Here is a 17,849-nt window from a genome sequence, read left to right as displayed (position 1 = left end):
CCTCTCGCTCGCTCTCGCGACACGCGTACGTACTAGTTTTTGTTGTAGCCGCTTGGATTGGCCTGATGCCAAGCCCATGCGCTGCCAATGATGTCTTCCAGCTTGTTGCGGGAAGGGTTCCAGCCGAGCTCTTGGCGTGCCCGGTCCGAAGAAGCAACAAGCACTGCCGGGTCGCCGGCGCGGCGTGTCTCCATGACAGCCGGAATGTCGCGGCCTGTCACTTGACGAGCGATATCGATGACCTGCTTCACGGAGAAGCCTGTTCCGTTGCCGAGGTTGTAGATCGCGCTGTCTCCGCCTTTACGCAGCCGTTCTACGGCAAGGACATGCGCGTCTGCCAGATCGCTAACGTGGATGTAATCTCGTACGCAAGTACCGTCTTCGGTCGCATAGTCGTCACCGAAAATCGAGATATGGCTGCGCTGGCCAAGCGCTGTTTGGAGCACGAGCGGCACTAAGTGCGTCTCCGGATTATGATCTTCGCCGATTCGGCCGCTAGCATGCGCGCCTGCAGCGTTGAAATAACGCAGCGACACATATTTCATGTCATAAGCGGTATCGAACCACTTCATCATTTTCTCCATCGACAGCTTCGTTTCGCCGTACGTATTGGTCGGCAGCGTACGATCCTCCTCGTGAATCGGAATGTTCTCCGGTTCGCCGTAGGTAGCTGCGGTTGACGAGAACACGATTCTCTTCACGCCGTATTGGTTCATTTTCTCAAGCAAGCATAGTGTGCCGTAGACATTGTTATGGTAGTACTTGCCGGGATCCTTCATGCTCTCGCCAACGAGCGAGTTTGCCGCAAAATGGATGACGGCATCAATCGCATTCTCGCCGAATACCGTGTCCAGGAAATCGCCGTCACGCAGATCCCCTACATACAATTTACCGCCAAGCACCGCTTCCTTATGACCCTGCTGCAAATTATCGATGATTACAATTTCCTCGCCGCGTTCATGCAAAGCCGCCACCGCGTGCGACCCGATGTATCCTGCGCCTCCTGTTACTAGAACTGCCATAGTTCTCTCCTCCTCTATATCTGTGTAATGATGGTGGTTATGATGATGATTATTGTTGTTGTTCGACTCCGTTGCCGATGGTGCATACGTAGAAGTCAGGTACTAGCCCGGTAGCTTCTGTATAGATGCGTCCAACCTCAGCCTTGAACGTCTCTACGCTGTCTTTATGAACAAGGGATACGGTGCAGCCGCCAAAGCCTGCGCCTGTCATACGTGAGCCGAGTACGCCATCAACGGTGCGGGCCGCAGCAACCATTGTATCCAGTTCGTCTCCTGTTACTTCGTACAGGTCGCGAAGCGAATCGTGAGAGGCGTTCATTAATTGCCCGAAAGCTTGCAGATCATTTTCTTTGAGCACTTTCATCGATTGAAGCACGCGGTCGATTTCTTCCACGACATGCTTCGCACGCTTAAGCACGATTTCATCTTGAATGAGGTGCTGGTTGGCTTGGAATTGCTCCAAGGAAAGCTGACCGAGCAGCGTGAGCTCAGGGAATGCTGCCTTCAGATCCTCAACCGCTTGATTGCACTGGCTGCGGCGCTCATTATACTTGGAGTCCACCAGCCCGCGTCGTTTGTTTGTATTGCCGATGACGATCTGGTAATCGCCGGATTTAAACGGAATCAATTCAAATTCAAGCGTGTCGCACATAAGCAGAATCGCATGATCCCTCTTGCCGTTCGCAACTGCGAATTGATCCATGATGCCGCATTGCACACCATTGAATTCATTCTCGGACTTCTGTGCCAGGCGTGCGATTTGGACGGTGTCCGTTACATGACCTGCCATAGTGAGCAGAGCATAAGCCGTTACCACTTCAATGGATGCCGAGGATGACAAGCCTGCACCGTTCGGAATTTCACCATGGAACAAGAGATCGAATCCTTGGCTGAACGTGATGCCGCGCTGCTCCAGCTCGTTCACAATGCCCTTGGGGTAGTTCATCCAGTCATCCGCTTCGTCATGGACGATCGGCGAAATCGGAATATGTTTATGAAGATCGAAGTTGGTGGAAGCAAGTCCAAGCTGTTGATCCGCGCGTTTGCGAATAAGCAGTGTAGTTCCGAAGGTCAGTGCAGCCGGAAAAACGTAGCCGCCATTGTAGTCCGTATGCTCGCCGATCAAATTGACGCGGCCCGGTGCGTGGAATACTGCGATTTGCTCTGTCGACTCCTTGCCGTATGTGTTCAGAAACCGCTCAGTCAATTCATGGATGTTCGCCATTGTGTGCTACACCGCTTTCTTGGATTATATTTGTTTGTTTTATAGGTTTAGTATAGCGGAATAGCTAGCGGAACAAAATGGCTTGATGTGAACTTCACATGGAATTTTGTGACCTGTTAACGATATTAATGAGCATGCTGTGTTACAATAGCTGTAAGCTATTTACAGGTTATTTACAAGCTATTCACATGAAAAATGGAGGTGTTTCAGCACGATGTCGCTGCAGCCTACCTATACGGTTCTGTCCAATCCGGTTCCTAACGAACATGGTGATTTATATGTATTATTCTCGGGGGAAAGCCAGACAAAGCCCGATCATCTGATCGGGCCTAAAGTCTATGATTTTTATTTGATGCATCATATCCTGTCCGGCGCCGGCACCTTCGCTTATGCCGGCGGACAATATGAACTGCGAGCCGGGCAGACCTTTCTTATCCCGCCCGGGCAGCTGATCAGTTACGCATCCAGCGAAGCCGATCCGTGGCGGTATCGCTGGATTGCGTTTGAAGGCCGGCTCGCGGAGCAGCTGGTGGGCGGCGCCGGTCTCGATTCGGCGATGCCGATCGTCGATACGGGAGGCAATCCGCGCGTAGGCGTGTTGTTCCGCAGCATCCAGCGAACCTTCCGCCTTGGCGGTGGGGCGGCGCATCTGCGCGCAGTCGGTTACTTGTACTTGTTATTCGCGGAGTTCGGCGCGGCTCTGCCCGATACGGGATCCGGCGCGGCGCAGCGCGGGCAAGACAGCGAAGCGTTAACCGGCGACGTCATCCGGTATCTGTCGACGCAGTACGCCGAGCCGATCTCGATCGAGCATATGGCCGATGCGCTCGGCTACAATCGCGCTTATTTGTCGCGCATCTTCAAGCAGCAGACGGGCATTACACCCGTCACGTTTCTGCTGAAGCTGCGCATCGACAAAGCGCATTTGCTGCTGCGCGAGCGCCTCGAGCTGACGATCGAGCAGATCGCGGCGTCCGTCGGTTTCCAGGACGCGCTGTACTTCTCGAAGCAATTCCGCCGCTTCTATGGGCAGTCGCCGACGGCCTATCGCGAAGCGATGCGGCGGCTATAGCGCGGTTCGCGGCTTGGCGCGAATGCAGCTTGCTGCTAGACGCGATTGTCGCCGCTGATTAGACGCTTAGCGGCACCGCGTTGTCGTGTCGCTAGGCGCTTGAGCGTTATGCTAAACGCGTCTGCGGCCGAAAATAAACGAAATCACAAACAACACCAGAAACACTACGAACAAGATTTTCGCTATGCCGGCTGCTGCTGACGCGAGCGTGAAAAACCCTAGAAAACCTGCGATTAAAGCAACGATAAAAAACATAAGTGCATATCCCAACATCATTCCTCACCCTTTCGGTTCGATTCGTTTGTATGGTGCAGCACCTTGCTTACTTTGCTTTAAACAGCCTGTTCCTACTTGAAACGCAAAATAAGGTTGCCTCATCATCCACACTCCCGGATGAACGGAGGCAACCCTTTGATTTTGCTTGTTTTAAAGTTAGTTAGAAACAGGAGAGGTTCCCAGTGCCTTTCATACGACGAAATCCGGCCGGTTTGGCCGAATGTACGGTACTGCGCGCCGCTCATTCGAGTAATTCAGGCGATCTCGCTGTATGTACCGTACTGCGTACTGCTCTTAAAGCTAATTAGGTCGATCATATTGCAAGTGCGGTAGCTGGTACCTCAAAACCATCCAAAGCTTCTTGCTCGAAAATCGCTGCATTAGCCTCCATGTAGACCTCTGGGCTCGCTTCTTGCTCGAAAATTGCTGCAATGGCCTCCATTTAGACCTCTGGGTTCGCTTCTTGCTCGAAAATCGCTGCATTAGCCTCCATGTAGACCTCTGGGTTCGCTTCTTGCTCGAAAATCGCTGCATTAGCCTCCATGTAGACCTCTAGGTTCGCTTCTTGCTCGAAAATCGCTGCATTAGCCTCCATGTAGACCTCTAGGTTCGCTTCTTGCTCGAAAATCGCTGCATTAGCCTCCATGTAGACCTCTAGGTTCGCTTCTTGCTCGAAAATCGCTGCATTAGCCTCCATGTAGACCTCTAGGTTCGCTTCTTGCTCGAAAATCGCTGCATTAGCCTCCATGTAGACCTCTGGGTTCGCTTCTTGCTCGAAAATCGCTGCATTAGCCTCCATGTAGACCTCTAGGTTCGCTTCTTGCTCGAAAATCGCTGCATTAGTCTCCATGTAGACCTCTGGGTTCGCTTTCTGTGTTGCTCCCAGAGCTACTCTTTCGCCGAATCCGACCGTTTCCCACCAATGTGTTGCTCCTAGTATCACTCTTCCACCAAATCCGACGGTTTCCACCAATGTGTTGCTCCTAGTACTAAACTTCCGCAGTAATCTAGGGTTCCCATTCTTTGTATCACTCCCTGAGCTACTCTTGGCGAAGCAAATTGGCGGTTATGCGTTCAGCTTTAGCGTTAAACAGGATTCGCGGTGACCGACGAGCTGACCGGCGTCGTTTCGGATCTCAGGTGAGATTTGGCTGCGGATACGCGTGATAAGTGCTTCGCCGAGCTTGAGCTGCTCGAGAATGGCGCAAACTACTTCTGGCCACGGGGACTCTCCGCCATCTGCCAGCTTAATCACAACGGCGAGCCGCTCCTTGCGGAGGCCGAATACGAAGACGCCTTGCGCGCCGCTCTTGGCGACGACATTCCCGTCACCCAGCATAATGCTCGCCAGACGGTCTGGTCCCTCCACTAGGGTCGGATGGCTGATCATCGCTGCGGCGATGCGCTTCGCAGCCGCTGCAATAGCTGCTACCTCAGGTGCTGCCGGGTCTCCACCTTCGACGCTAGCAGACCCCGCCTCCGCTTCGCTGCCCCAAGCGGCAAACCGCGCATAAACAAGCGCGAGCCGCCACATCGGCATCGCGAACACCGGCAGGCCGCAGCCGTCGATGGCGCTGCCAATCTCCGCCGGAGCAAGCTCCGCCATCATCGCTACTGTGAGCAGAAGTTCCTGCTGGAGCGGATGTTCCGGCTGCGTATACGTCTCAAGCGGCCAGCCGCGCAGCTTGCATAACGCAAGCATGCCGATGTGCTTGCCCGCACATACATGAAACAGCTTGCGTGGAGCCCCGCCCTGGCGGAGCAGCTCATCGCGAGCTTCCTGATTGGCCGGGAGCATCGGCCCGAAAACCAGTTGTTCCTCGCGAACGCCGGTTTGCTCCAGCATTTGTTCCAGCACGGCAATATGTGCCGGCGTACCTTGATGGGATGCGCACATCAGCGCAATAGCCTCATCCTTCAATCCGTATGTGTCAACGACGCCGCCAAGCACGGCGGGCAAGGCTTGAATGGGTTTAGCCGTAGAGCGCATAAACGTCCATATGGACGCATCCCCAACCTGCGCGATGAGTTCACCGTCCCATGTCACGACTGCCGCATGACCGCTGTGAACATTTTCTACCCACTCGCCTCGTGTCGTCTGAACGAGCGGAACTCCCAGCACACTCGCTGCTGTTGTTGCTGTCTGTATCATCGTGCTCACCTCTGGCATTTTTCCAATCCCACTCCCAATTCTGTTTCCCCACACCTATACTTCCGACAACACGAAAGGGTTACCTTACTTTGCCGTACTCTTCCGTATTTCCCCTTACTTTCCCCTACAATCCCTCAATCCCTACCAGCTTATTCGAGAGCCCAAACTTCGGTTTCACGTTTCAACTGCTTCTGTCTGTGGTATATAGAAGTCAAGTATACACCTTATCGAACAATAAGGTTAAAGCCAGCGCACCTGGTGCCAATGCTTAATCCAGTATACCAAAGGAGCCATCGATCATGGAAAATCTAATCTGCGGGCAAGCCGGAAGCAAGTCGAAGCCAGTCTCGAACGCCAAGAACGGTTCAATGGTTCAAGACTACCAAGACATGAAACGACTCGGCTATGACATGAAAAATATGAAGACGAACAGCCAACTGCAGGATGAAGGTCTCATACCTGACCCGATTCAAGAATAGCATGCTTGTGCAGCCTAAATAAGTGGAGGGATCGTGAAAGATCCCTCTTTTTTCTTGTCCAAAAATGGGCATAGTAGCTACTGGAGGTATGATACTGATGAAAATACTACATAAAGGCCATCTCTATTGGCCGGAGACACTAACGAATTATGCAGCTTACCCTACGCTAGACGGCGATACGGAAGCTGAAGTTGCCATCATCGGAGGCGGGATGTCGGGCTCGATATGCGCGTACAAGCTCGCCCAGCAGGGAGTGAAGACCATTCTGCTCGAGCGAGGCGATGTCGCAGGCGGCAGCACGACGGCCAACACGGGCTTGCTGCAATTTTGCAACGACATTATGCTGTGCGATTTAATCGACCAAATTGGCGAGCGGGATGCGGTTCTCTTCTATAAAGGCTGCGCCGAAGCAATCGTTCAATTGGGGGAAGTCGCCGCTGAGCTGGAAGCAGATGTTGGTTTCGGCCCGAAAATCAGTTTATACGTAGCAAGCACCGAACAGGATCTGCCCAAGCTGAAGCGCGAATACGAGACGTTGAAGCGTCATGGCTTCGACGTGAGCTACTGGGAGCCGGATCAAATTGCCGCAGCCTTCCCATTCCGTAAGCCAGGCGCAATCGTAACTCGCGGTGACGCGCAGGTGAATCCGTTTCGATTCGTTCATTCCGTTATCGAAGCAGCAGCCAGCCGCTACAAGCTTGCTGTTCACGAACATACCGATGTGGTCAGCCATGAAACGGAAGCAGACGGAACGCATGTGCTTCGTACTTCGGCACAGGCTGTCATACGAGCCAAGCATGTCATCTATGCGATCGGCTATGAACCGGAGGAACTGCACGGACAACTTATCAAAGCCAATTTGGACCGTACCTTTGTCATCGTAACCGAGCCGCAGACTCATCTTCAGCCTTCGTACAAGGACTATTTTGTATGGGAAACCGCCCGTCCATATTTCTATATGCGCATCACCGACGATGGCCGGGTAATTGCCGGTGGCTATGATGAAGAATCCCCTGTACCGCTCGAAGAAAAGAATGCGAGAAACAAACATGCGGAGCTGCTGCTCACTCGCGTGCAAGCCTTCTACCCTTCCTTCGATGCGCCGATTGCGCATGAATGGAATGCAACCTTCGGACTCTCGCGCGACAACTTGCCTTTCATCGGGGAAGATCCGAATTGGAGCGGTGTCTATTATTGCCTCGGTTACGGAGGGAACGGCACCGTCTACAGCATGATGGGAGCCAACCTGCTCTATGCCCAAATTTCCCAAACCGCTCACGAGCTATCGCCCATCGTGGCTTTAAACCGACCCTCCTTGCAAAACGTATAAACCGCGTTACAACAGCGGCGAGAGCATTCGCGCGACAGCCTCTCCGGCCTTCTGCCGAAGCGGACGCTTCATAAACGCCTCGAGCGTAACCTCGCCGCTATCCTCCATATCCTTCATGAAATCCGCCTCCAGTCGATCGATCGCCTTCTCATCGAACAGCAGCGCGTTGATTTCGAAATTGCTGAAGAAGCTTCGCATATCCATATTCGCCGTCCCAACCGATGCCAGCAAGTGATCGACAATGAGCACTTTGGCATGCATGAAACCTTTGCGATACCGATAAATCCGCACACCTGCCGCGAGCATTTCCTCCGCATAAGAAAGCGTCGCATTCAACACCAGCTTTGTGTCCGGCACATACGGAATGATAATTCGCACATCGACGCCGCTTAGCGCTGCCGTTCGAAGTCCCATTAACAGGCTGGGATCCGGAATGAAATAAGGGGTTTCGATATAAATGCGCGATTTGGCAACCGATACCGCTGCAAACACGCATTCCAGTATGGCTTCATCTCTGCTGTTCGGTCCGCTGGCTACAATCTGAACCTGCTCACTGCCGGAGCAAGAGTGCGCAGGCATATAAAGTTGATCTGCCAGCTGCTGCTTCGAGGCGTACCACCAATCCTGCATAAACACTTCCTGCAGAAAATAAACCGCATCCCCTCTAAGCTGCAAATGCGTATCCCGCCAGAAGCCGAGCTTCGGATTGCCACCAAGGTATTCATCTCCGATGTTAATACCGCCGAGATAGCCGACCAGTCCGTCTACGACGACGATTTTGCGATGATTTCGGAAATTCATCCGCTTATCAAAGAATGCCATCCGTGGCGGCAAGAAACAGCTCATGTGTACACCGGCCCGCTCAAGTTCCTTCACATATTTGCGGCTTAAACTCAAGCTGCCAATGCCATCATAGATGACCCGCACCTCAATGCCTGCCCTCGCTTGGCGAATAAGCGCCTCCTTAAGCCGCTGCCCGACGCGATCATCTCGGATCGTATAAAACTCGATATGGATATGATGCCTGGCTTCCTCAATGGCTTGAAAAATAGCACCGTAAGCAGCATCTGCATCTGTCAGCACAATAGATTCATTGCGGCTCGTAATCGGCGACAACGTCAGCCGCTGCAGGATATAATAGAGTCTCTCCTGCTCGGCAAACTCTTCGCCATGCATATCGCTCGGTCGATGCACCTGCTCGCACTGCGACAGCGCTTTGCGTCTCAACCCTTCGGCGGAGCTGCTGATGGTACGAAATTCTTGCTGACGCTTGTACGTTTGCGCGAGAAAATAATACATCACAAAGCCGATGATCGGCAGCACAAACAAGATCAGCAGCCAGGCGACGCTTTTGGCCGGACGACGATATTCGAGTGCAAGAATTGTAGCGATTTGAAAGATAAATATGACCAGTGCCGCGAGTATCCACCCCAAGTCCAGCCCCCCTTTTCATGCGATAACAGCCATTCCTTCTTAGACTAGCTTTCACCCCCCTTCTAGCGGGTATACATGCGGAATTGGCATGTTTTAAAGCTTCCAAGAATAAATAGCTATATGACCTACCGTACGAGAGGGAGGATGATCGCAGCGATGTTCAAAGAGTCCAAACGGTCTGGTTCGGCCGAAACTCTGATCGGACTAGGCACGCATGTAGAAGGGAAGTTAGTTAGTGAAAGCAGCATTCGGATCGAAGGTGAATACCGGGGGGATATCGATTGTAAAGGCGATGTCATTATCGGGGAATGCGGCGTGGCGAGATCGGGCATTATTGCGCGCGACCTAACGATTGCAGGTAAGGTATTCGGAGATATCGTGGCAAAAGGAAGATTGACCATCACCGCCTCCGGTCAATTGTTCGGCAATGTGCTCGCCCACACGATGCTGATTCAAGACGGAGGCATCTATAACGGCAACTGCCGCATGGAGCGTGCTGTCGAGCAGCGAAATCGGCATTCGCAGGACGGAGTCGCTGAACCTGCACTCCAGCAGCAACAACAGGTGAAGGAAACACAAGCGAAGGAAAAAGCCCGGCAGGCCGGTTGAGACCTGCGAGCTAGCCTTCTGCCTTTAGCAACATATAGAGCGCCGCTTCCCGTCACTTACGTAGTGAAGGCAGCGGCTCTTTTTCTTTCTTGAGCTAGATGACTGTTAAGCTTTGATCAATTAGTTCGTAACATCAATAAGCGTTGTGTCAATACTGTTGATTTCGTCAGCAGACAATGGGTTGTCTCCATTGGTTTGAGCGCCAACTGCATCAGATGCATGGCCGGCATCTTGTACAGCTTGGTTGGCGTTGTTAAGCTCTGTGTTCAACCGCTCAACCTCAGTCCCCTGTTCAGTTTGGTTGGCATCGCTAAGCTCTGCTTTCAACCGCTCTATCTCTGCCTCCTGTTCAGTATTTTTAGCTTGCAGTTCTGCTTTTTCATCATTTAGCCATCCGATTTGTTCATTAAGATTCATAATCGTGTTACCCAATTGTCCAATCTGGCTCTGCAGCTGCTCAATTAATAGACCATACCCACGTTGATTCACTCTGAGTTGTTGGTTTTCTAGATCTAATTTTTCGAGTTGTTTTTGAACATCAATAACTTGAGCCTGAAGCTGGCTGACTTGTCCAACAAGTTGAGCGTTATCAGCTTGCTTAGCCGCCAATTCAGTTTTAAGATTTAGAATAAGTTCGTTTGCTGACGCAATGCGCGAGTTTGCGTTTGCCTTTACATCATTGATCTTTGCAAGCAACTTGGACTCATTTGCTTCGTAAGTATGTACCTTGTTACCAAGACCCGTTAACTGATTAGTGATGTTAGCAAGTGTTGCACTTCCTGTGAATGTTAATCCTACTGTTGCTGCATATGCGCTGCCTGCGATCATAGTAAGTGCAATTGCCCCTGATGCTATTGCGATTACTACTTTCTTATTTCTTGGCTTTTTGTTCGTTAATCTCATGGAACTTTAATCTCCTTTTGCGCCGCTGCGCGTTTTACTTTTAATAAACAGAATTGTAATAAGCTACTTGCACCGAAATGATACCGAACGTATATAGCAATGATACGAAATGTATATCAAATAAGTTGTCGAACTTTGCACCACAATGAAATTTAAGCGTGGCCTTCCAGTCAATTGAATGCAAACAAAAAGAGAGAAGGGTGATTAACCCTTCTCTCTTTCCATTAAGTAGCAACATCACGTTTATTAAATATCAGCCACGTGATGCTCACGAATACAATATAGTAAACTGCCAGTACCGCCAGCGAGAAGCCCATGGTCAATTCATGTATATTGTGCGTGATGACCGAGCTCTGCAGGTATTGCTTCAAATCCAAGTGAAGGAACAGCAGATATTCTACCCATGCATACTTGAGATTGAAGAGCAAACCGCTTGCAATCAGCCCGAAGAAGTAGATGAACATCGATAAGCCGATGGCCAGACCGCCGCTGCGGAAGATCGTCGAGAGCATGAAAGCGAATGTGACAATCATGATAAGCCCGATGTAATCCAGCAGATACACTTGAATCATATAGGACAGCGGATGAGAGTTGTTTAGCACGCCCAGTGCCGCATTTGCAGTTGCACTGTCGTTATAGCCGAACAAGATCAAGTTAAGCACATAGGATGACACCAGCATCAAGACGGAGAGCGTCAGTGCGAACAACAGCAGCGCTATGTATTTGGAAAGCAAGATCTTCGAGCGACTCCACGGGCGAATCAGCAGCAGCTTTATCGTGCCTGCCGAGAACTCGCCGGCTACACACTCCGCCGAGACTACGACGGTGAAGATGGTAATGAGGTAATAGGTAAACTGTTCGATCCCGTTCATAATCGTCCACATCGTATCATGCTCAGAGAATGCTTTGGACAGCGAGCTGACAACGATAACGATCAGCAGAATAATGCCGAGCATGATCCAGGTGCCGATACGGCGATAAATCTTCATATTCTCATTACGTACGAGCTGCAGGAAATCAAACAACCTGCTCACCTCCTGTCATCTCTAGGAACTGATCTTCCAGCGACTTGTTCAGGACGCGAATGCCGTACACTTTAATGCCCGCTTCAACGAGTTCGGCATTGAGCCGCGCGATCGTTTCCCGGTCAGCCCTTACAAGCGCCGCATCCGCTTCTCGAGATGCGCCATGCTCAGCCATCAGCTGCACAGCGGCATCCGGCTGATCCACCTCGAAGAGCACTTGATTCGTCTCATCCGCGAGCGGTGTGCCGGGACGAATACTGCGAACATCGATGAGCTTGCCTGCTTGGATAATCGCAACCCGATCGCACATGAGCTCCATCTCGCTGAGCAAATGACTCGAGACGAATACCGTGATGCCTTCTTCCTTGGACAGCTTCCTTAAATAATCGCGAAGCTCACGAATCCCGGCTGGGTCAAGCCCATTCGTAGGCTCGTCCAAGATGAGAAGCGACGGTTTATGCATAATGGCTTGCGCGACGCCAAGCCGTTGACGCATGCCGAGCGAGTAGGTTTTCACTTTATCGTGAATCCGACTTTTCAACCCGACAAGCTCAACGACCTCGTCTATGCGCTGCTTCGTTATTCCCGGCACCATCCGCGAGTAGTGCAGCAGATTTTGAAAACCGGTCAAATATTTGTACATTTCAGGATTCTCTACGATAGCTCCGACATGACGAATGGCGTTCTCATAATCTGTCCGGATGCTGTGTCCTTCAATAAGGACGTCGCCTTTGGTCAGCTTCATCAAACCTACCATCATCCGAATTGTCGTCGTTTTGCCGGCTCCGTTAGGCCCAAGAAATCCGAATACTTCCGACCTAGGTAAATCCAATGTAAGATCCTCGATGATGGTGCGTCTACCGATGACTTTCGTTACCTGCTGAAGACGAACGAGCGGCTGCTGCTCGTCTTGCTCGGACCGATAATCCACATCTATCCCCTCCTGCTTTAGGGAAGCCGAATGGTACTCATTCCAACTTCACATCTCCATCAGTATAACGAAGTAAGGAAGGGATTGGAAGTTTTACGTTCACTCGACCGATTAGCTATACGCAACAAGCAGGTGTTCCGCATTATAGGAACGGGTAAAGTCTGCAACAAGTGCATCTCTTTGCTGTTCATTTTCTTGCGATTGGATAAAGCAAGCCTTGCATAAACCCAGCGGATGGATGACTCGATAAAAGCCGGTTACAAACACCACTTCCGCATCCATACTCGTAAGCGTCCCTCCGCAGCCTACACAATGAAATTGTTCCTTATTCGTCATGTCAATCGCCCCTTCTTGATCGGATTCTAACTACTATATGTAGCAATTCATATAATAATGTTACGAAATGTATCGAAGTTAGAATACGACAATTATCGCTACATGTCAATAGGGAAGAACGTGAATAAAGCAAGAATTTGTCGTGTATGCGCTTTCATAACAAAATAAAAATAGATGGGCAATGCGGAGTCTTAATCAGCACTAAAGCTGATCTCTCCCCATCGCCCTTTGCTTAGCCCCTAACATCCAATCGCGCGTAGCTTGATTCTTTCCTATAGTTCATGCGCTTGTACAATTCATGAATTCGCTGCTGCTTCGGACGCATAGCCTGCAGCTTTGCAAGCAACGCACAAAGTAATCCTTTACGGATTCCCTCATCCGGAAGTAAAGCACAGCCGTAAATGTAATGATTGCCTTCAAGTCTCCTCCACACCGTATGTGCGAGCAGACTGAACTGCCACTCTCCGAGTGTAACCACAACTTGGAGCATATAGCTTCGGTTGACAGGCAGTCGGAGATGGCTCAGAACCTGTAAGCCCGATGGACTCATATTTTGAATTAGAATCGGCGTTGGCTTACTGGTATCCCCATCGTATCCTTCAATGTGACAAATTGACATTTCAGCCCGTACGCCGCCGATTAGCTTCATTCTCACATGCTCCCGCGGCTTCATCTCCGTCTCCATTGTCGCTACGCCTCGTTTCGTCGTATGTTACAAAACGTATCTTTAACATTAAAAAAAAGGGTCCCTGCTATTGATCCACCAATACTGGCTCTCCGCATCCATGTTCTCCACATTCGAAAGCATATACCGACGGCCATCCATATCGGTAATAATCCAGCGGCCAGCGTTGATTGCATGGACATGATCGAGCAGGTTATCCATCGTAATGGTGAGTCTGCCGAAGTCGGTGTCCACCTGCCAGTTCCATTCTGTACAATGCTTACGGATAGACGTGATCCTTCTAATAGAAGGAACTAAGTTCTGCCTGTTCAGCTCTTCCCTTGCTGCTCTTTGGCTGCGTTCATCCAATTGATCAATTTCGTGCAGCAGCATGATCTCCTCGTTCAGTTCACTTCGAATGGAAATGAAGCGATCCGGAAACGAATGGGGAAGCTCTCGCACCAGCTTCACTCGCTGGTACTGCCGTCCATCCTTATCCTCTGCCATTAAAGTGCCGTCCTCTGAGCGATAAAGTAGAATCGGACCCGCTTTCTTCGGTTTCATGTAGACAAGATTGCTCATGAATCAGATCACCTCCTGGGCATCTATTCGATGGTTAGCAGCGATGGGATCAGGAAATAGAGCAGGCCAAGGCCTGCCCTCTTCCATAGATTAATCTATTCGCGATCGTCTCTTTAAATTTATGATACAATACGTATCATGTCAAGCTTAATCTGTAGTTTTAATGGTAGCTACTTTATTATCGTTATCCCAGCTGACTTTGGCACCGGCAGCTTCACTGATAAATCGCAGATTCACATAAAACATGCTTTCCGTTGAAACAAATGGGGCAGGCGTTATTTGGAACTCCTTGTTATTCACACTTGCTTTATAACTGCCGCCAGCCATCTTAATGGTTATATTCTCTTTGGAAGCAATGACCGATTTGGTCGCATTGTTCCATTCCACCATCATACCCAGCGCCTCAAAAATTTGACGGAAAGGAACCATCGTCACACCTTTAATAATCGTTGGCTTTGCTTCAAAACTAAGCGCTCTGTCGTTAACGATGATCGTACTGAATCTACTTCCGACCGATCCGCTATAAGGAACACTTTCCTGACTATAACCAAGCGACGTATCCGATTTCAAGCTCGCGAACGGTCCGAGATTTTGATTAATAGGGTTCCTGCCGATGCCAACCTTACCGATCGGTGTCCTGCCTCCGATGTAATAGTTGGTATTCGCGAATCGGACGCTTGGATTCCAGCCGGAAGGATCCAGAATGGACAAAGCCAACGTATAGGTTCCGTTCGGCACCGATTTCGGAATTGTAAACATGCCATTAACCGTATTCACGGCCGGAGCTTCATTGTAGGCTCGAGTCGCACTGTTCCAATCGTCACCGGGCAGCCAATTTCGAATATCCGCTTGAAACAGCCCTTTCCAGGCAACCGTTCCGTCACTCTTCAGCAGACTCGCTTCAACAGGCCAATCATAGTAGAACGGAGAGGAGCCTTTATTGGTCACTTGGAACAACACGTTCATCGTCCCGCCGGGTGTCACATTGCCCGTAAACGTTACCTGATTCAGCACGTACCGATAACCAAGCACCTTCTGCATCGCTTTAGCCCCTGCTGAGACTGCTGCGTTGTTTGCTGAAAAATCCGAAATCCACCCCAAGCTAGAGGTGTGTGTTTTCATAATCCAGTCAATGACATAATCCGTATTTGCGATGTTGCTAAGCGTTCCATCCGGATTGCCGCCCAGTTTGGACTGATTTCCCCAATTGTAGGCTACCTCACCGCTATTGATCTGCGTCCGCCAAGTATCACGTCGAATCTCCCCATTCCCGCCGGAAGCATCATCCGGTAGCGCGAAGGAATCCCATTGAATGCCGAATTCGTAATCCTTGAACGTCTCCGGATAACGCACGAGTACTTTCTTGTTATGGAAGGCAGCCTCGTACGCATCCCCAAGCGCAATTTGGAAACTGAGCGGAATTTGATTGGAGCGGTCTGCAAATTTTCTGGGATGAATATGCTGCTCTCCCCAGTTTCCATATAGTCCAAGCTCTACAAAAGCTACTCGCGGGTCATTATCCCAAGCTTGCCCGATCTTTGCGATAAACGCCACAAGTCGCGATTTCAAGTCTTCTGACAGCCATTGATTAACGGGATCGCCATGTTCGACCCCATTCGGCCAATATTCCCCTGCACCCGGGTAAACTATGACGACTCTAGGAACAACCTTAATATTTTTCTTCTCAATGCCTGCCCAGGCTCTGTTGCTCCAATCGATGATCTTCTGTACAGAGTCCGTTGCATCGTATTCTAGATCGGTGTACTTGATATAATGTTTATAGATATCTGCATATTCCCGTTTCGGAAATGATCTATCATTGATGTTGCGCGACGGTCTGAAGCCCATGATCGGATTATTGAAAGCTTCCGATGTTTCGGTTAATTGAACCGTAATTGGCCCTACTGCCCCATCCGCATGCTCGTAAAAGCTCGTTCCCCTTCCGCTCCAGATCCAGATCAACGTGAGCAACGTTGCCATACAAAGGAGCAGTCTTAAACTTCGTTTCTTCACCTTGTCCCTCCTATAATAAACTCAGATTCGCACGTCGCCTACTGATCCGCTTTAATGATGCGAACCACTCTATGTTCTTCATTTTGAAGAAGAATAGCATATACTTTATCACCTATGTATAACGGTGTTTCTGGCATAAAATTAGTTTCACTGAACAAACAATGAGATTCTAATCCATTCGTTGCCTCGTAACAATGCTCATGCGGGCATTCCACAATGGTATAAAGGGATACTTCAGTGGGCGTGTTGTTCAATATACCAATTAGCAACGCTAAGATTTTAATCGAAGATGGTATCATTTATAGACTCGCTCCTCTCCTCATACGCTTTCCAAAATAACTACCCGCCAAATAAACAAACAAGCCTATGCAGCCTCCAGTAATATCTACTAGGACGTCCTGGGAATTGGAGGTTCGACCCGGAGATACACGCTGGTTTAATTCATCTAGCGAAGCGATCATAAGGACAATAAAGAGAGGAATCGGCCATCTTCTGGCGGGATGATTCTTCATATTCGTAGCGATAGCTGCTCCAATGGAAAGAACACCATACATGAATAAATGCGCGCCTTTACGAAATAAAAATTCAATGAACAAATATGGATCCCCATGGGAGGAATAGAGTCTGTGATGATAGTGGAAGGTTACATCCGGCAGCACCTCTCTGAGTGCATTTTCCGTCACGAGTCGATGCAGGACAGGTTGAATGCTCTGTTCCTGATAGGACTGAGATGAAAAGATGAAGATGAAAGCAATCCAGCAGACTACGACGATTAAACTAATCATATACCTCCTGCCTTTATTGCTCATTGGAAGGTACCTGCTGAAGTTGATCTTTGATTATATTATGAATGCGATCTCGTTCGCTGTCGTCCACCAAGTAATACCAAACCTTTTTAATAGTTTTCCCATTTCCTTTTATTTCCACCGTGTCGATGTTAGTAATCATAGGCCGATAATCGGTAACGAATTGTTTCATCTCATTAAAGCTCACATTCGTCTTCACGCTGTTTCCAAGCTCGCCCAGAAGAGAATGCAGGTGAGTCACATTGGAGATGTTCATCGCGTTGTTCATCACTTGCTGCAGAATCTCGCGCTGCCTGGAGTTGCGGCCGAAATCTCCCCGTGGATCATCATAACGCATGCGAGAGTATTTCAAGGCGTCCGAACCATTTAACATCAAGTGGCCTTTCTTGAACATATGACCCTCGTAGTCGAATGCAAACGGATTATCCACCTCAACGCCGCCTATTAAATCGATCAATCGCGCGAAACCTTCCATATTCACTTTGGCATAATAATCAATGGGATAATCCAGAAAATGCTCTACCGTTTGGATCGACATCTCCAAGCCGCCAAACGCATAAGCGTGATTGATTTTGTCTACCGTGCCGTGACCGATGATATCGGTTCGTGTATCCCTGGGAATGTTGAACATCAGAATGGAATGCTTCGCCGGATTAACAGCCAGCACAATCATCGTATCAGAACGCCCTCGATCATGCTCTCGCTCATCCACACCTAGGACAAGAACGGAGAACGGGGCCAGATTTTTCATTTGGACCGGCTCAGGTGGAGCCTTTTTCAATTCAACATCTTTACTAACATAGACCGTTTTCGTTGGTTTAACCTCTTCATACATCTTCGCAGCAGCCTGCTCGACAGAGTCGTATAAATACCAAGCTACTCCACCTGCAATCACAAGGATTACTGCAGCTCCAGCACTCGCCCAAACCAGAAATCGCTTCAGCTTCATGTTCAAGACTCCTTATTGATCACATAGTTTGCACCGTAGTG

General features: G+C 49.8%; 20 protein-coding genes. 4 read left to right on the top strand and 16 right to left on the bottom strand.

The features are described 5' to 3' along the window. Nucleotides 1–32: 32 nt before the first annotated feature. Together galE and BLW29_RS24550 are read right to left on the bottom strand one after the other, a co-directional pair. Nucleotides 33–1,022 carry a UDP-glucose 4-epimerase GalE gene (gene galE, locus BLW29_RS24555; protein WP_090984591.1) on the bottom strand — a complete coding sequence of 330 codons (990 nt, stop codon included), beginning with the start codon at nucleotides 1,020–1,022 and terminating at the stop codon, nucleotides 33–35. 49 nt (nucleotides 1,023–1,071) lie between these two features. Next, entirely contained in the window at nucleotides 1,072–2,247 is a 1,176-nt protein-coding gene (locus BLW29_RS24550) for a galactokinase (protein ID WP_090984589.1), read from the bottom strand. Nucleotides 2,248–2,461: 214 nt separating this feature from the next. Here BLW29_RS24550 and BLW29_RS24545 point away from each other — a divergent pair, with 214 nt between their 5' ends. Then, entirely contained in the window at nucleotides 2,462–3,319 is an 858-nt protein-coding gene (locus BLW29_RS24545) for an AraC family transcriptional regulator (RefSeq protein ID WP_090984587.1), read from the top strand. A gap of 111 nt (nucleotides 3,320–3,430) precedes the next feature. On the opposite strand, the gene BLW29_RS24540 is transcribed toward BLW29_RS24545, so the two are convergent. From BLW29_RS24540 to BLW29_RS24530, 4 genes are all read right to left on the bottom strand, one after another. Continuing rightward, complete coding sequence (locus BLW29_RS24540; protein WP_090984779.1) at nucleotides 3,431–3,592, bottom strand: DUF1328 domain-containing protein; 162 nt, start codon at nucleotides 3,590–3,592, stop codon at nucleotides 3,431–3,433. 316 nt (nucleotides 3,593–3,908) lie between these two features. Further along, complete coding sequence (locus tag BLW29_RS31915; RefSeq protein WP_256208866.1) at nucleotides 3,909–4,037, bottom strand: hypothetical protein; 129 nt, start codon at nucleotides 4,035–4,037, stop codon at nucleotides 3,909–3,911. After that, nucleotides 4,038–4,565, bottom strand: coding sequence for a hypothetical protein (locus tag BLW29_RS24535; protein ID WP_090984586.1), 528 nt, complete (start codon nucleotides 4,563–4,565; stop codon nucleotides 4,038–4,040). It lies immediately after the preceding gene. 96 nt (nucleotides 4,566–4,661) lie between these two features. After that, nucleotides 4,662–5,747 carry an asparaginase gene (locus BLW29_RS24530; protein WP_177186809.1) on the bottom strand — a complete coding sequence of 362 codons (1,086 nt, stop codon included), beginning with the start codon at nucleotides 5,745–5,747 and terminating at the stop codon, nucleotides 4,662–4,664. A gap of 299 nt (nucleotides 5,748–6,046) precedes the next feature. Between BLW29_RS24530 and BLW29_RS24525 the strand changes: the two genes are divergently transcribed. Both BLW29_RS24525 and BLW29_RS24520 read left to right on the top strand, forming a co-directional pair. Continuing rightward, on the top strand, nucleotides 6,047–6,226 hold the full coding sequence (locus BLW29_RS24525) for a hypothetical protein (RefSeq protein ID WP_090984583.1): 180 nt from the start codon (nucleotides 6,047–6,049) through the stop codon (nucleotides 6,224–6,226). Nucleotides 6,227–6,323: 97 nt separating this feature from the next. Beyond that, a complete protein-coding gene (locus BLW29_RS24520) occupies nucleotides 6,324–7,556 on the top strand; it encodes an NAD(P)/FAD-dependent oxidoreductase (RefSeq protein WP_090984581.1) in 1,233 nt (410 codons plus the stop codon). A gap of 6 nt (nucleotides 7,557–7,562) precedes the next feature. On the opposite strand, the gene cls is transcribed toward BLW29_RS24520, so the two are convergent. Continuing rightward, a complete protein-coding gene (cls, locus tag BLW29_RS24515) occupies nucleotides 7,563–8,990 on the bottom strand; it encodes a cardiolipin synthase (RefSeq protein WP_090984579.1) in 1,428 nt (475 codons plus the stop codon). Between the two features lie 156 nt (nucleotides 8,991–9,146). Between cls and BLW29_RS24510 the strand changes: the two genes are divergently transcribed. Next, a complete protein-coding gene (locus BLW29_RS24510) occupies nucleotides 9,147–9,599 on the top strand; it encodes a bactofilin family protein (RefSeq protein ID WP_090984577.1) in 453 nt (150 codons plus the stop codon). Between the two features lie 120 nt (nucleotides 9,600–9,719). Here BLW29_RS24510 and BLW29_RS24505 read toward each other — a convergent pair whose 3' ends face one another. The 9 genes from BLW29_RS24505 to BLW29_RS24460 form a co-directional block, all read right to left on the bottom strand. After that, nucleotides 9,720–10,502 (bottom strand): hypothetical protein, encoded by a 783-nt coding sequence (locus BLW29_RS24505; protein ID WP_090984575.1) that lies wholly within the window; start codon nucleotides 10,500–10,502, stop codon nucleotides 9,720–9,722. 224 nt (nucleotides 10,503–10,726) lie between these two features. After that, nucleotides 10,727–11,536: an ABC transporter permease gene (locus BLW29_RS24500; RefSeq protein WP_256208864.1), complete on the bottom strand. Its 810-nt coding sequence runs from the start codon at nucleotides 11,534–11,536 to the stop codon at nucleotides 10,727–10,729. Beyond that, the gene (locus BLW29_RS24495) at nucleotides 11,520–12,458 is read right to left on the bottom strand and encodes an ABC transporter ATP-binding protein (RefSeq protein ID WP_090984571.1); all 939 of its coding nucleotides are present in this window, start codon (nucleotides 12,456–12,458) and stop codon (nucleotides 11,520–11,522) included. Before BLW29_RS24495 ends, BLW29_RS24500 begins: the two co-directional genes overlap by 17 nt. 111 nt (nucleotides 12,459–12,569) lie before the next feature. Then, entirely contained in the window at nucleotides 12,570–12,794 is a 225-nt protein-coding gene (locus BLW29_RS24490; RefSeq protein ID WP_090984569.1) for a hypothetical protein, read from the bottom strand. 232 nt (nucleotides 12,795–13,026) lie between these two features. After that, entirely contained in the window at nucleotides 13,027–13,479 is a 453-nt protein-coding gene (locus tag BLW29_RS24485) for a hypothetical protein (RefSeq protein ID WP_090984567.1), read from the bottom strand. Nucleotides 13,480–13,527: 48 nt separating this feature from the next. Beyond that, nucleotides 13,528–14,040 carry a DUF1854 domain-containing protein gene (locus BLW29_RS24480; RefSeq protein WP_090984565.1) on the bottom strand — a complete coding sequence of 171 codons (513 nt, stop codon included), beginning with the start codon at nucleotides 14,038–14,040 and terminating at the stop codon, nucleotides 13,528–13,530. 147 nt (nucleotides 14,041–14,187) lie between these two features. Beyond that, nucleotides 14,188–16,053 carry a stalk domain-containing protein gene (locus tag BLW29_RS24475; RefSeq protein ID WP_090984563.1) on the bottom strand — a complete coding sequence of 622 codons (1,866 nt, stop codon included), beginning with the start codon at nucleotides 16,051–16,053 and terminating at the stop codon, nucleotides 14,188–14,190. Between the two features lie 299 nt (nucleotides 16,054–16,352). Then, complete coding sequence (locus BLW29_RS24465; protein ID WP_090984559.1) at nucleotides 16,353–16,862, bottom strand: VanZ family protein; 510 nt, start codon at nucleotides 16,860–16,862, stop codon at nucleotides 16,353–16,355. After that, nucleotides 16,852–17,808: an LCP family glycopolymer transferase gene (locus tag BLW29_RS24460; protein WP_090984557.1), complete on the bottom strand. Its 957-nt coding sequence runs from the start codon at nucleotides 17,806–17,808 to the stop codon at nucleotides 16,852–16,854. The genes BLW29_RS24465 and BLW29_RS24460 overlap by 11 nt, the downstream gene beginning before the upstream one ends. Nucleotides 17,809–17,849 lie beyond the last annotated feature (41 nt).

The sequence above is a fragment of the Paenibacillus sp. CF384 genome, from assembly GCF_900106745.1.
GTDB lineage: Bacteria > Bacillota > Bacilli > Paenibacillales > Paenibacillaceae > Paenibacillus_Z.
This window is presented reverse-complemented; position numbering and strand designations above follow the sequence as displayed.